15 protein-coding genes are annotated in these 13,566 nt (G+C 64.5%); 3 read left to right on the top strand and 12 right to left on the bottom strand.

All coding sequences use genetic code 11. From position 1 onward, the window contains the following. Window positions 1-24: 24 nt before the first annotated feature. The 4 genes from OKA05_RS14200 to mgtE form a co-directional block, all read right to left on the bottom strand. Window positions 25-759 (bottom strand): M14 family metallopeptidase, encoded by a 735-nt coding sequence (locus tag OKA05_RS14200; protein WP_264487822.1) that lies wholly within the window; start codon window positions 757-759, stop codon window positions 25-27. Between the two features lie 143 nt (window positions 760-902). Beyond that, on the bottom strand, window positions 903-1,703 hold the full coding sequence (locus OKA05_RS14195) for an SseB family protein (RefSeq protein ID WP_264487821.1): 801 nt from the start codon (window positions 1,701-1,703) through the stop codon (window positions 903-905). A gap of 25 nt (window positions 1,704-1,728) precedes the next feature. Continuing rightward, a complete protein-coding gene (locus OKA05_RS14190; RefSeq protein WP_264487820.1) occupies window positions 1,729-2,127 on the bottom strand; it encodes a protein kinase family protein in 399 nt (132 codons plus the stop codon). Continuing rightward, window positions 2,124-3,521: a magnesium transporter gene (mgtE, locus tag OKA05_RS14185; RefSeq protein WP_264487819.1), complete on the bottom strand. Its 1,398-nt coding sequence runs from the start codon at window positions 3,519-3,521 to the stop codon at window positions 2,124-2,126. The genes OKA05_RS14190 and mgtE overlap by 4 nt, the downstream gene beginning before the upstream one ends. Before the next feature lie 150 nt (window positions 3,522-3,671). On the opposite strand from mgtE, the gene OKA05_RS14180 reads away from it, so the two are divergent. Then, a complete protein-coding gene (locus OKA05_RS14180; RefSeq protein WP_264487818.1) occupies window positions 3,672-4,022 on the top strand; it encodes a lysozyme inhibitor LprI family protein in 351 nt (116 codons plus the stop codon). 12 nt (window positions 4,023-4,034) lie between these two features. Here the strand turns inward: OKA05_RS14180 and OKA05_RS14175 are convergent, their stop codons facing one another. The 5 genes from OKA05_RS14175 to OKA05_RS14155 form a co-directional block, all read right to left on the bottom strand. Further along, on the bottom strand, window positions 4,035-4,226 hold the full coding sequence (locus tag OKA05_RS14175) for a hypothetical protein (RefSeq protein WP_264487817.1): 192 nt from the start codon (window positions 4,224-4,226) through the stop codon (window positions 4,035-4,037). 42 nt (window positions 4,227-4,268) lie between these two features. Continuing rightward, the gene (locus OKA05_RS14170; RefSeq protein WP_264487816.1) at window positions 4,269-4,868 is read right to left on the bottom strand and encodes an NUDIX hydrolase; all 600 of its coding nucleotides are present in this window, start codon (window positions 4,866-4,868) and stop codon (window positions 4,269-4,271) included. Between the two features lie 106 nt (window positions 4,869-4,974). After that, a complete protein-coding gene (gene mazF, locus OKA05_RS14165; RefSeq protein WP_343226965.1) occupies window positions 4,975-5,319 on the bottom strand; it encodes an endoribonuclease MazF in 345 nt (114 codons plus the stop codon). Continuing rightward, window positions 5,313-5,567, bottom strand: a complete 255-nt coding sequence (locus OKA05_RS14160) for an AbrB/MazE/SpoVT family DNA-binding domain-containing protein (protein ID WP_264487814.1) — start codon at window positions 5,565-5,567, stop codon at window positions 5,313-5,315. Before OKA05_RS14160 ends, mazF begins: the two co-directional genes overlap by 7 nt. A 52-nt stretch (window positions 5,568-5,619) precedes the next feature. Continuing rightward, window positions 5,620-7,020: a sulfatase-like hydrolase/transferase gene (locus OKA05_RS14155; RefSeq protein WP_264487813.1), complete on the bottom strand. Its 1,401-nt coding sequence runs from the start codon at window positions 7,018-7,020 to the stop codon at window positions 5,620-5,622. Window positions 7,021-7,133: 113 nt separating this feature from the next. Between OKA05_RS14155 and OKA05_RS14150 the strand changes: the two genes are divergently transcribed. Both OKA05_RS14150 and gmk read left to right on the top strand, forming a co-directional pair. Further along, window positions 7,134-9,287 carry a M3 family metallopeptidase gene (locus OKA05_RS14150; RefSeq protein WP_264487812.1) on the top strand — a complete coding sequence of 718 codons (2,154 nt, stop codon included), beginning with the start codon at window positions 7,134-7,136 and terminating at the stop codon, window positions 9,285-9,287. Between the two features lie 69 nt (window positions 9,288-9,356). Continuing rightward, a complete protein-coding gene (gmk, locus tag OKA05_RS14145) occupies window positions 9,357-9,953 on the top strand; it encodes a guanylate kinase (protein ID WP_264487811.1) in 597 nt (198 codons plus the stop codon). Between the two features lie 163 nt (window positions 9,954-10,116). Here the strand turns inward: gmk and OKA05_RS14140 are convergent, their stop codons facing one another. Genes OKA05_RS14140 through OKA05_RS14130 form a run of 3 tightly spaced genes read right to left on the bottom strand, consistent with a single transcriptional unit; the run spans window position 10,117 to window position 13,219 of the window. Further along, window positions 10,117-11,583, bottom strand: a complete 1,467-nt coding sequence (locus OKA05_RS14140; RefSeq protein WP_264487810.1) for a hypothetical protein — start codon at window positions 11,581-11,583, stop codon at window positions 10,117-10,119. Continuing rightward, window positions 11,553-12,101 carry a hypothetical protein gene (locus tag OKA05_RS14135; RefSeq protein WP_264487809.1) on the bottom strand — a complete coding sequence of 183 codons (549 nt, stop codon included), beginning with the start codon at window positions 12,099-12,101 and terminating at the stop codon, window positions 11,553-11,555. The genes OKA05_RS14140 and OKA05_RS14135 overlap by 31 nt, the downstream gene beginning before the upstream one ends. Beyond that, window positions 12,101-13,219 carry a patatin-like phospholipase family protein gene (locus OKA05_RS14130; protein WP_264487808.1) on the bottom strand — a complete coding sequence of 373 codons (1,119 nt, stop codon included), beginning with the start codon at window positions 13,217-13,219 and terminating at the stop codon, window positions 12,101-12,103. The genes OKA05_RS14135 and OKA05_RS14130 overlap by 1 nt, the downstream gene beginning before the upstream one ends. Window positions 13,220-13,566 lie beyond the last annotated feature (347 nt).

The following is a 13,566-nucleotide window of genomic DNA, read 5'->3' as shown; positions in this document are numbered from 1 at the left end:
GCGTCGCCGCCCGCGCCGTCGATCTCAGAGAGTCGCGGGAAATGCCGCCGCCGCCTTGGCCGCCGCCACATGCGCGGCGATGCGGTCCTGCAGGCAATTCGCGCTCGGCGTTTCGAAGGTGAAGGACACGGGGCAGCCGAGCTTGGCTAGGAAGATCGCCTCCGGCCAGTTCTCCGGCAGGTCGGCCTCGGCGGCGTGGTAGATCCAGCCCGAGTCGCGGATGTCGTGGCCGTCGATCATCGCCCCGGGCTCCGGCGGGAACCACGGGCGCACCGCCTCGAGGATCGCCCCGGCGCGGTCCGGCCGGTCGTCGCCGAGATTGATCTCATAAAAATAGAAGCCGCTGGTTTCCCAATCCTCGTGCAGCGAGATGAAAATCCGCGGGCACGGCAGCGACTCCAGCCAGGCGGCGTGGGCCTGCACTTCCGGAGTACGGCGGTTCCAGTAGTCGCGGTTCAGGTCGATGCCCTCGGCGTTGTCGCGCGTGCCGGCGGCCAGCCCGGTCGGGTTCAGCGCGGGGCAGACCAGCCACGGACCGTCATCGAAGGCACCCTGTCTGAGCAGTTCCAGCGCTGCCCAGGGCCCCGCCGGCTCATCGCCGTGCATGCCGGCGGAGAGGTAGGCCGCAAGCCCGTCGCCCGCCTTTTCCCAGACCACCAGGGGTCCGGCAGACGTTTCGCACAGCGTCCGCGCGACGAACCCGCGGTCGCGGGCTAGCGCGCCGAACTCGGCGAGGTAGGACTGGAGCTCAAAGGCCACGCGGTGAAGATGCCCCGGACCTGCCGGGACCGATCAAGCGCATTCGTGGGCAGCTCTCGCCGGTCCGTTGGCGGCAGACTCAACCTTCAGGCCAGCCGGGACTATCCCGAGTGGCGTGAATGGTGCAGCCCGGCGGATTGCGCTTACGCCCCAAAGTAGCCACCCTCCGCGTCTTTCCACATCTTGTAGCCTTCCAGTTCATCTTCGGTGACCGGGGTGGTTGCGAGCAACTTGGGTCCCATGGCCAAAAAGCCGGCTCTAACGAGTGGCATGTGGCCGATGGCTCTTACGGATTCGCTGTTACTGGAATCCAGCGTGAGCGATGCCGGATCTACATTGGTGGGACGCTCGGAAAACGTGTTGGCATACACTCGCAGGTGGACACCCCCGTCATCTGCCGCCAGCAGCTTGGCGGCCCTGAACGCGCCCTCTCCCCAAATCGAGTAGATGCCTCCCAGCTCATAGTTGTAGCTCTGCTCAAATACGGAGCGGAGGTTGGAGACCTGCTCCGGGGTAAAGGTCCATTGGAGATGTGGATCGTCGGCATTGAGAACGAAGCCGACAGATGGACTGAGGACAAAGACCAGTTCGAGAGCGCTGATGGCTGAAGACCGGTTGGCGAGTTGCCAAGTGGCAGCCGCCGATCGGGCACGTTCCAGTGATGAAAAAGCCGCGACGAATGGATTGCCATCGGGTCCTTCGGTCACCGCCGGATCGCCGAAACGTTCGTCGGTTTTTTTGAGCAACCAAAGCTCGGAGCGTCCCAAGGTGATCAGAAAGCGGGCAAGCGAGTCTTGGTCATCCGCGGTAAGATGAAGGACGAGAGCTGCTTCCAACGGGTTGCCGTTGCCGTTTTCAAGATCCGTGAGCACCTGCTTGAATGTCCGGGCCTTTGCTTCGGCGACTAGGCGTTGCTCGCGCTTTTTCTGGAAGAATTTAAACATGTTGATCGGGAAATGAGCCCGGCACCTATTCCTCGGTGGGACCGGGCCACGGCAATATCTCCGCCAGCTCGAAGTCGATGATGCAGAAGCGTCCCGCACGCGCGTCGTAGGTGATGTTGCGCGGCTCGGCGTCGAGGTGGCGGACGCCGTAGTCGCGCTCGAGGTCGGCGAAGAGTTGGTCGGCGCGCTCTCTCGAAATCGACGTGGCCGGTTGGCCGCAGCTCGTGGAGACGAAGTAGAGTTCGTCGGGATGCTCTTCCATCAACTTCGGGACATAGGGACAGCCGCGTTCCTCGAGCACCTTGAGCACGGCCACCTCGGTGGCATAGCGCTTGTCGGCATCGGTGCCGCGGAAGTGCTTGTGGACGCCTCCCATCCAATCGAGCCGCACCAGGGCGCGAATGCCGTCCTTCAGTTCCTTCATAGTCCCAAGATGGCGCGGGCCACCGTAAAATAAATGACCATGCCCGAGACATCGACAATTGCCGCGATGGCCGGGGCGGACACGACCGCCGGGTCAAGATTCACCGCCCGTGCCCCGAGTGGCAGCAGCGAACCGAGGAAGGTGGCCGAGGTAACCTGGGTGGTGAGCGCGATGGCGATCGCGACGCCGACCTTCGCCAAGCTCATGCCCGGGGGCATGGGCAGGTGGAAAAACGGCAGTAGCAGCACCGTGAAGAGCGCCATGCAGGTGCCGAGCAGGAGCCCGAGGAAGAAGCCGGTGCGGAGTTCCTTCCATGCGACTTCGCCCGCCGAGCCGGGGCTGATTTCTCCGAGCGACATCGCGCGGATGACCATGGTGGAGGCCTGCCCGCCGGTGTTGCCGCCGGCTGCGACCACCATCGGCAGGAACAGCGAAAGCAGGAACACCTGGCTGAGGATGGAGCCAAAGCGCATCATCACATAGCCGGACAGCAAGGACACGAAGGCCAGCCCGGTCAACCAGCCGGCGCGGCGGCGGAATTGGTTGAGTATGCTGGTGTTAAGATAGGTTTCCTCCGACTGCTCACCGCCGATACCCGCAATCTTTTCGATGTCCTCCGTGCTTTCTTCCTGGAGAATTTCCATCGCGTCATCGTGCGTGACGATGCCGAGCAGGTGGTCGAATTCATCAATGACCGGCAGCGCGATGAGGTCATACTTGAGCAGCATGTTCGCCGCTTCCTCCTGGTCGGCGGTGGCGAGCACGCGCTCTGGGCCGATCTCGCGCATGATGTCGCGGACGGGCGTGTCCCAAGTGTTGAAGGCGAGGTCGCGGAACCGCAGCTTGCCGAGCAGCCGGCCCTTTTGATCGACGACGAAGATCCGGCTGAGGGTCTCGGTCGATTCCTGGCCGCGACGCAGCATCTCGATCGCCTGCTTCACCGTCTGATTATCGAAGATCCGGCCGATCCGCGTGGTCATGCGGCCGCCCGCGGTATCGTGCTCGTACTTGAGCAGCGAGCGGGTCAGCTCCTCATCCTCCGGGCCGAGCAGGCCCAGGAAGCGCAGCCGCGCCTCATCGCCCACGTCCTGGAGGATGTCGACGCGGTCGTCGTCGGAGAGTTCGTGGAAGAGGACCTTGAGCTCGGAGGGGCTGAAGGCGTCGAGCGCCTCCTCGATCATTGTGTCGGGCAGCTCGACGATCATGTCGGCCGCTTTTTCCGGGCCGATCGTCTTGAGGAACAGCTCGTGCTTGTCCTCCTCGATCTCCTGGTAGGCGTGGGCGAGGTCGGCGTAGTGCATTTCCTCCGCCAGCGCGCTGACGGCGCTCCGGTCCTCCGCCTCGATGGCTCGCATGAGCTCATCGATGGGGAGGGTGGCTTCGTCGTCCGGCATGGCGCGGAGTGTATGGGCCGAGTCCGGACCGCCAAGCGCGGAGAGGTGACGGCGGCTAGATCGCTTCGTGGGAATGAGATGACGGGCCACACCGGCGCTACCCGGCTACTTCCCATTGAAGTGATCTGCCTGAGTTGTCAGGATGTGCGCGTGAAACTTCTCCCCCTTTGCCTCGCCCTGCTGGTGGCTGCGCCGGTCGCGTTGCCCGCACAATCGCAGCAGGAAATGAACGCCGAAGCCGCCGAGACCTTCAAGAAGGCGGACAAGGAACTCAACGAGGTCTATGCGAAGGTGCTCGCCAACCTCGACGATCTAGCGAAGGAGAACCTCAAAAAATCCCAGCGCGCGTGGGTGGCGTGGCGCGACGCCGAGGCCGCTTTTCGCGCCGATGCGGAGGCCCGCGGCGGCAGCATGTGGCCGCTCGTCCACGAGGGCATCCGCGGCCGCCTGACCAAGGAGCGGGTGAAGAGCTTGAAGGAGCTGCTGCTGGAGGAGAAGTGACGGGTTGAGCGGTCAGCGTTTGCCGGTCCCGTTTTCTTGCTGGAGTCTTTCGAAAAGCCCGTCGAGTCGCCCGCTTTGGGCGTCCTCCTCGATTTGGCGGTCCCACGCGTCGGCATCGAAGCGACGGAACCAAGTTCGCAACTCGGCCAATTCCTTGGAGGACAACCGTGCGATCGCTTTCAGGATGTCTTCGAGATCGTTCAAAGCGGCGGTATCTTAACCCGCATTGTCCACTCGAAAAGCCTCTCAATCGAACAAGGTCGGCAGTTCCGGCTTGGCGGCGTGGGTGAATGCCAGGGTGATGTAGTGCTCCGCCGCACGGTAGGGGCAGAGGTCGGGCAGGGCATCGGGCGCGAACCAGTCCGCGCCATCGGTTTCGTGGGACAGTGTCAGTTCGCCGCCGGTGGCTTCGCAGAGGAAGACGAGCTTGTAGACGTGCTCCGGCTGGCGCGGGTGGCCTTGGCGGTCCTTGTCCCAGCAGGCGATCAGCTTGCGCACTTCCACCACGATGCCGGCTTCCTCCAGCACCTCGCGGGCGGCGTTTTCGGCGGGGCTGGCATTCAGGTCGGCCCAGCCGCCGGGCAGGGTCCACTGGCCGGAGCTCGACTCGCGAACGAGCAAGATCTTCCCGTCTTGGATCACTGCGGCGCGGACGTCCACCTTGGGAGTCGCGTAGCCAATCTCGACCGGCCAGCGGAACTCGCGCTCTTCCGCGTCGAGCAGCTCGGACGCGATCTCATGCAGGCGCTTGTAGCGTTCCAGGTCGTAGGGTCCTTCGGAGTAGCGCAGGCCGGCTTCGGCCATGGATTTCAATTCGCGGCTGACGGAAAGAAGGTCTTTGGACATTTCGGCTGGCGACATCTCCGTCAGCTTTGCGGGGATTTCCAGAACTCAACGGGAGGTTCGCGGATTTTTCACGAAACGGCCCCACCAGCCGTGAAAAGTATTGGCGTCAAATCGAGAGCAGCGTCGCGATCTTGCGGTTGATCTCGTCGAGGACGTCATTGGGGACCGCTTCCACGAACCGGACGCCGCGTGCGTTCCAATCGAGGTTCTTGAGATGGTCACTGAGCGCCACGCCTTGGATGGACTTGCCTTGGATCGCCACCTCGAAGGGATAGCCTTTCACGTGGCTGGTGATCGGGACCATCACCGCCAGGCCGGTCTTGGCGTTGTAGGTCTGCGGGGACAAGACCAGAGCCGGGCGTTTTCCGGCCTGTTCCCGGCCTGCCTGGGGATCGAAATCGGTCCAAACCACGTCGCCGCGCTCCGGGATGTAGGCCGCCTTTTTCACCAGACTTCGCGGCCTTGCGGTTGTCCCCAATCGGTCTCGCAGTGGAGGTTCTTCTCGGTGATGCCGTCGCAGAGTTCTTCGAGGGGCGACTGGGTGGCGGCCTTGCGGATGACGAGCGCGCCATCCGCGATATCGATCTCGACCCGGGTGCCGGAGGAAAGGTGCGTTGCCTTGGCGATTCCGGCTGGCAGCAACAGGCCAATGCTGTTGCCCCACTTCTTCAATGTGGCGGTAGTCGTTCCGGTGCGCATGAGATTATACAATGTCTAATTTACGCCCAGGCGCAACACGGGATTTCCACCATCAGCCCCCGACGACCCAGTCCTTCGGCGGCTTGAAGCCCTCCCGGCCTTCGTCGTAGGGGCCCACGCCGGGATTTTGCCAAGTGCCGAACTCGCGGAGGAGCTTGCGCAATTCGGCGACCTTTTTGGAGTGCTGGGCGGCCACGTCGTTCGCTTCCTTCGGGTCGGCGGCGAGGTCGTAGAGTTCCCAAGTCGCTTTCGCTGAGGGACTTTCGGAGAAAAAGTCACCGTGCGCCACCAGCTTCCACGGACCGAGGTGCACGGACGCGTGGGCCTGCGCGTCCTGGTGGATGTAGGAGAACCAGGGCCGCTCGGGGAGGGGCTTGCTGGCGCGGAGGGGGGGTAGGAAGTCGATGCCGTCGAGGTTCTTCGGGGTTTCCACGCCGGCCGCGGCGAGCACGGTCGGCAGCACATCGATGTAGCCGACGCGCCCGTCGAAGCGCTTCCCGCCGGTCACGCCGCCCGACGGCCAGCGCATCGCCGCGCACGAGCGGGTGCCGCCTTCGTAGACGCCCAGCTTCGCCCCGCGGTAGGGTCCGTTGTTGCCGCCCGCCTTCGGGATGCCGCCGTTGTCGCTGAAAAAGAGCACCAGCGTCTCTGCTGCGTCCGGCCGGGCTTCCGCCGCGGTGAGGATCTGGCCGATCGCCCGGTCCATGGCGTGGACCATGGCCGCGTAGACTTTCTTCTTGGGGCCGAGGCCGGAGAATTTCGCGAGGTCGTCCTCCTTTGCCTGCATCGGCGAGTGGGGGGCATTCAGCGGCACGTAGAGCAGCCACGGCTTGTCCGCCGGGGCCTCCCGGATGAAGCGGGCGCCCTCCGCGCCGACGAGGTCGGTGGAGTAGCCAGGCTCCTTCACTGTCTGGTCGCCGCGGTGCCAGTCAGTCTCGCCGTCGCGCTCGTGGGTGAAGTAGTCGATCGCGCCGTTGTAGTGGCCGTAGAAGCTCGTAAAGCCTTGAGCGAGAGGGAGGAATTCGCGACGGGCGTGGCCAAGGTGCCACTTGCCCGCGAGTCCCCGCTGCTCGTAGCCGGCCGGGGCCAGCAGCTCGGCCAGGGGGTTTTCCTCCGGCGGCAGTCCATATTTCGACCACGGCGGGACCACCGCCCGCATCATCCCGAAGCGCAGCGGCCAGCGCCCGGTCATCAGCCCGGCCCGGGTCGGCGAGCACATCGGCGCGGCGCGGAAGCCGGTCAGATTCACCCCGGTGGAGGCCAGCCGGTCCAGATTCGGGGTGGGAATGGTGCCGCCATTGAAACCGACGTCCGCGAAACCGAGGTCATCGGCCACGATCACCAGCACGTTCGGCTTTCTCGCGGCCTCCGCCGCCGTCGGGAAAATCAGCAGTGCCAGTAGCGCGCAAAGCGCCTGGCGATTGAACGAAAGCCCCATCCAGCGGTTTCTCATGCACCGTGATTTCACGGAAGTGGCGGTCGTTCCAAGCCCGGGGGCGGATTTGAAACTTCGCGGCGGAAAATTCGACATTTTCACCCGCGGATAGCTGCCCTAGGGAAAGGCGCATGCATCCGTTCCTCGATGAGGGTTTTCACGTCCGCTGGTCCACGCTCACGCCGGAGGCGGTCGAGCCCGACATCCGCAAGGCGCTCGAAATCGCCAAGGCAAACCTCGACGCCGTCTGTGCCGTGACGCCCGCCGAGGCGACCTATGCGAGTACCTTCGGCGCCTTCGAGAAGGCCAGCGACCTGCTCAATCTCGGCTGGGGCCGCTTGAACCACCTCGACTCGGTCTGCGATGAGCCCGCCCAGCGTGCCGCGCTGAATGCGATGCTGCCGGAGGTTTCCGAATTCTACGCGTCGATCCCGCTGAATGAAAAGCTGTGGGCGGTGCTGAAGGCCTTCGGCGAATCGCCCGCGGTGGCGGAGTTGGGGACGGTCGAGAAGCGCTTCGTGGCCGAGACGATGCTCGATTTCGTCCAGTCCGGCGCCGACCTGCCGGAGGACCAGAAGACCCGTGTGGCCGCAGTGGAAGCCGAGCTTTCCAAGCTGACCAAGCAGTACTCCGAGCACGTGCTGGATTCGACCAATGCCTGGGAGTTGCTGATCGAGGACGAAGCGAAGCTGGCCGGCCTGCCTGCCTCCGCAAAGGCCGCCGCGCTCGCCAATGCCAAGTCCAAGGAACTCGCGACCGATGAGAAGCCGGCCTGGCGATTCACCCTGCAGATGCCCTCGATGTTCCCGCTGATGCAGCACCTCGATGACGATGGCATCCGCCGCCAGGTCTGGGAGGCCTCGGTGAAGGTCGCGGCGCAAGGCGAGCACGACAACACCGAACTCGTCTGGCAGATTCTTGAGCTGCGCAAGGAGAAGGCCGCCATCCTCGGCCACGGCCACTTCGCCGATCTCACGCTGCAGCGCCGGATGGCCCGCAATGGCGAGACCGCGCTGAGATTCACGGAGAACCTGCACGACCGGATCGAGGCGCCATTTCACGCCGAGTATCGCTCGCTCTGCGACTACAAGGGGGCCAAGACCGGCCAACCTGTCGATGGCCTCCAGCCGTGGGAATTCGCCTACTGGTCCGAGAAGCGCCGGCAAGAAGAGTACGATCTGGATGACGAGGCGCTGCGCCCGTACTTCCCGGTCGATCGCGTGATGGGCGGGATGTTCGACCTCTGCTCGAAGCTCTTCGGCATCACCATTCACGAAAAGAAAGCGGCCTATTTCGAGCGCGGCTCCAACTCTCAACCATCAACTCCCGACTCTCAACTTCCTGAGGTCTGGCACCCCGAGGTGAAGTTCTACGACCTGCTCGACACCAAGACCGGCGAGCACCTCGGCTCGTTCTATGCCGATTGGCATCCGCGCGAGTCGAAGCGCGGAGGTGCCTGGATGAACTGCCTCTTCACCGGTCACCCGGGCGGCGATGGCTCGACCCGCGAGGCGCACCTCGGCCTGATCATTGGGAACATGACGCCGCCGGTGGACGGCAAGCAGGCGCTGCTGACCCATGGCGAGGTCGAGACGATCTTCCACGAATTCGGCCACCTGCTGCACGGCCTGCTGAGCGATGTGCCGGTACGCTCGCTGGCCGGCACGAATGTCCCGTGGGACTTCGTGGAGCTCCCCTCCCAGATCATGGAGAATTTCTGCTGGGACCGCCGCTCGCTCGACTACTTCGCCAAGCACCACGAGACCAGTGCGACCATCCCGGACGATCTCTACGACCGGATGATCGCGGCGAAGAACTACATGAGCGCGACCGCCTTCATGCGGCAGCTTGCCTTCGGCAAGCTCGACCTGGAACTGCACACGCGCCTCGACCGCTATGAGGGCCGCGACCTCGATGAGGTCGATCGCGAGATCCTCGCCAGCTATCGCGTGCCGCTGAAGACCGACTCGCCGAGCATGGCGCGCCGCTTCAATCACCTCTTCAGCTCGCCCACGGGATACGCCGCCGGCTACTACTCCTACAAGTGGGCCGAGGTGCTGGATGCCGATGCTTTCACGCGCTTCCAGGAGAATGGCGTGATCGATCCGGAGACCGGCGCGGCCTTCCGCGAGCACATCCTCTCGAAGGGCAACTCGGTGCCGGTGGACGAGCTGTTCCGCCGCTTCATGGGCCGCGACCCGGAGCTTGGGCCGCTGCTCGAGCGCTCCGGACTGGCGGGTCCGCTGCTGGCGGATGCCGGATTGGAAGAGCCTGCCTGCGCGTAACACGCCGGAGACGGGCGGTTGCCTTTACAATCCGCAATCGCCAATCCCCAATCGGTAATTCGCAATCGAATGCGCTCCGGCATCCTATATCTCGTCTCCGGCCCGTCGGGCTCGGGGAAATCCACGCTTTGCCGCCGGCTCGCTGCCGAGGGCGAGGCGGAGTTTTCCGTCTCCTGCACCACGCGGACGCCGCGTTTCGGCGAGACGCATGGGAAGGAGTATTTCTTCCTCACCGTCGCGGAGTTCGAGGCAAAGATCGCCGCGGGCGAGTTCCTCGAACACGCGCTGGTCCATGGCAACCACTACGGCACGTTGCGCAGCGAGGTCATCGGCCGGCTCGCCGCGGGGACGGACGTGGTCATGGACATCGACGTCCAGGGCGCCGCGCAAGTCCGCGCCTGCGATGACGAGTCGATCCGGCTTTCGCTGGTCGATCTGTTCGTGATGCCGCCGGACGAAGACGAGCTTGCGACCCGTCTCCGTGGCCGCGGCACCGATAGCGATGAGGTCATCGCCCTGCGCTTGCGCAACGCGATCGACGAGATGCATCACTGGCCGGAGTACCGCTACCGCCTGCTTTCCGCCACGCCGGAAGAAGACTACGCGAAGTTCAAGTCGCTGCTCTTCGGCGAGCGGATGCGGGTGTCGCGGTTGTGGGTGGGGTGAAGGGGAGAGGGCTTGTCCCGGGAGCGCTGGTCTTCAGACCGGCTGAATGGTCCTCGGATGCCCACTCCTCCTTAGCGAATCCATTCCCGGGGGCTTCTCGATTTCTGTCTGCTTTTTAGGGCCCATTCGGCCGGTCGGAAGACCGGCGCTCCCGGGTCCCCCGTCACTTCCTCCCCCGCGTGCCGGACCACTCCCACAGCTCGGTCAGCAGCAGCCGCTCGGACGAGGCGATGACATTGGCGGCGGTGGTGAAGCACTTCGCCTCCGCCAGTTCGGCGCGCTTTTCCTTCAGTCGCTCCACGATCTGGCGGTAGAGCCCGGCCCGGCGCTTGTGCTCGAAGAGCGGGATCATCGCCAGGCACCACGCCGCGATCGCGGGCAGCACCACCGGCAGGAATGCCAGCAGCACCCGGTCGACGGCCGCTGGGACCTGCCACTTGAAGACGCCTTTGAAAATCGCCGCCGCGCCGAAGAGCATCGCGCCGGTGGAGGCAATGCGGAATGCGGTTTGGAAGACCTTGAGCCGCTGCGCCGCCAGCTCGCCCTTCGAGGAAAGGTAGCCGATCTGGCCATCCAGCCGCTGCTTGAGATAGCGGTCGCGCTCCACCTGCCACGACTCGCGTTGCCCGATCATTTGCCACGCCGCGCTGCGCAGGAAGGCGGCATCGTCGTGGAACAAGTCCGCCGCGAACGGCCGCAGCGGCGGGGCGAAGGCGTGCGACGCAAGTAGCGACCTCAGCAGCTCCGCCCGCAACCGGTCGTCCACCCACTGGTTGTTGATACGCAGGCGCGCACCTACCCACGGCAGGCACCCGGCGATGACCACAATCGCGAATTTCACCACTGCCGCCTGATCCGCGCCCGGGCCGAACACCGCCAGCACCCCGGCGATGACCGTCGCGCATTGGTTGAGCGAGATCGATCCCGCGGAAAACCAGCGCGACCGCGGTGCCCCGCGCACCGCCCGACGATCGAGCTCCGCGAACAGGGGCCGGATGCCCGCGACTTCCGGCAATCTCGCGATGACCTCGTCCTTCCAAGGCAGCGGCGAGCGGGCTTCCAGTGGCCCGATGTGCGCGGTCTCCGCATCGATGATCCGGTGAGGCACGCCGCGTTCACGCGCTTCGGTCACGCTCTCTGCAGTGCCGCCGATGCCGCGGGCCGCTTGGCCGTCCCACAGGAAGAGCATCGCGTCGCACACATCGAGGATCTCGCGTGCGGCGAGGTGGTAGGCCTCGGGGGCGATTTCATTGCCGGGCGCGATTTCCACGTTCGCCGCCGCGTCGATGAGTGCCTTCGCCTTGCTCCACTCGGCTTCGTCCTCGTCGAAGTCCTCGCGGAAGCGCTCCTCGGGAAACGGCAGCACCACGCTGTAGGCGAGGCCGAGTTCGCTGCAGGCTTCCAGGAAAAGCAGGTCCGCCCCCGCCGCGGCACTGGACCGGCCGGTGAGCACGCCATCCACGCCTTCGCGGAACTCTTGGAGCGCCTTCACGATCGCCGCCTTCGCCGCGACCGGCTCCGCAATCTGCCGGTGCCCCGCGAAGCCGATGATCCACACGCGGCGGAAATGAGTCGCTTCGATGGTGGACGGGATCACCCCTATCGCGCTGGTGCCGCTGCTTGCTTCCATGTCTTCATCATCATGCGGAGCTCCCCAAGCGGGATGGATTCCAAGGCATCGCCCTCGTCGGGAAATCGGCCCGTTTTCAGGATGTTTCCCGTGACCACGCCGTCCTTCACCGCCAGAAGCGTTCCCCAATGGCCGGTCACCCCCAGGAGGAATCCAGTGAGTTCTTTTACGGGTTGGCCTTCGAAGTGGACGAGGTGCAACGCAGTCAACCATTCCGAACCGGGAACCAATTTTTTCGCCAACGACCCTGCGTTATAAGGCTCGGTGAGAAGGAAATCGATCTCTTTCCTAAGCGGAACGACGGACCCGAAGTCCTCCAAGACCTCCGCGCGGAAAACCGGGACACCCTTGATGCCGGGATTCTCCACAGCCCGCAGGATGCGGATCCTCGCGTAAGGCCGCCCTGGCTTCCCTCTCTCGAACACCTCCCGGAATGACGTGTCGTTCTGATCAAGCGCGCGCAAGGGGGCGCCTGATATCGCGATCCAAACCGCGAGGAATAGAACCAGCGTTTTCATCATTCGTGATCGTCAAAGTGCTCCAGCTTCACCGCCTGCTCCGCATACGCCCGTCCCATCCCGCCGAGGAAGTCCATCAGCTCGATGTTGTCGAGGGTGAAGCCCTTCTTACTGACCTTCAGCGCCGCTTCCATGTCCGCCTCGCCGATCGTGCGATCGTAGCGCGCGTAGAGGAAGGCGCCGCGCGGATTCTCGCGGATCAAGTCGCCGATCTCGCTGTCGAGCGGCTCGCCGTGGCGGCACTCGCCGTGCTGGCGGCAGAGCAGGTCCTGCATCCACTGCGCCGAGCTGATCAGGGCTGTGGGGATCGACTTCGCCTGGCCGAGCAAGTTCTCGTCGATCCGCGTGCCGCGGCCTGTCTTCACCCGGCCGGTGCCGACGGAAACGAGGCTCAGGCAGTCCTTTCCATCCGGCCAGTTGAGGCGGTACTCCGGCAGCGTGGCCATGGTGTAGAGCAGGTAGGAGGGATTGTTGAAGGGCGTCACGCCGCCATCCTCGAAGGCGAAGACCTGCTTCTTCGTTTGCCCGCTATGCCGGTCTGCGATCTCGATCACCTCGGGCGGGAAAAAGGTCGGCGCGGCGGTGCTGGCGCGCACGATTTGCCACAGCGGCAGGTCGAGATTGCAGCCCGGCTGCGAGCGGTCGTTGTAGAGCGCCCGCGGGTTGTTCGACATCGGCCACGGCGAGCCGGTGGAGGCATTGCGGGTCACCACCAGCAGCAGCGTGCGGAGCTTGGCGGTGCCGAGCGTCGCGGGCGTGCCGTCGTCCTCGACGAAGAAGTCCTTGAGGAAATCCGAGATCGGCTGCCCGGCGAAGCGATGCTTGTGGATGCTGCTCAGGCCGGCCTTGGTGAACATCACCCGGGCATTCTCGCGGTAGAGGCGGATCACCTCGTCCACCGGCAGGCCCCACGACAGGAAGGTCGCGATGATGGCCCCCGTGCTGGTGCCGCCCATGTAGTGGAAATAGTCGGCGAGCACCGCATCCGGGCGGCCGTGTTTTTCCCGCAGCAGCGCCTCCATCCGCCGGGCGATCTCCAGTGAGAACAGCCCGCGGATCCCGCCGCCATCGAAGGCGAGCAGCCGTGCACGACCGGATGGGGGGGCGGTCCATTCCATGATGCCGCTCATCTAACCGCTCCGCCCCGCCGCGGCGAGCCGCAAAAAAGACCTCTCCGTCAGGTTTACTGAAGCCGTTTCGTTCTGGTTCCGGCCAGTTTTCCACAGAGCGCACAGAGGCAGGGCAGGAGGTCACAGACGGGGAATGCGATGGGTGCCCATCCATGAACTTTCTCTTCTGCCTTCCTCTGCGGAACCTCCATGTCGAACTTGTAAGTAGTCCCTACGAGTTCGAGTCACATTGCATATCGCCCTAAATTGAACGTGCGTAACTTGCCGAATGTCCTTTTCCATGATGCTGCTTGCAAGGCCGCTCGTGGCATTGATGCTCCGCCCCACTTGAAACC

The sequence above is a fragment of the Luteolibacter arcticus genome, assembly GCF_025950235.1.
In the GTDB taxonomy this organism is placed as follows: domain Bacteria; phylum Verrucomicrobiota; class Verrucomicrobiia; order Verrucomicrobiales; family Akkermansiaceae; genus Haloferula; species Haloferula arctica.
Note: the sequence above shows the minus strand (reverse complement) of the source record. Positions and strands in the feature narration are given on the sequence as shown.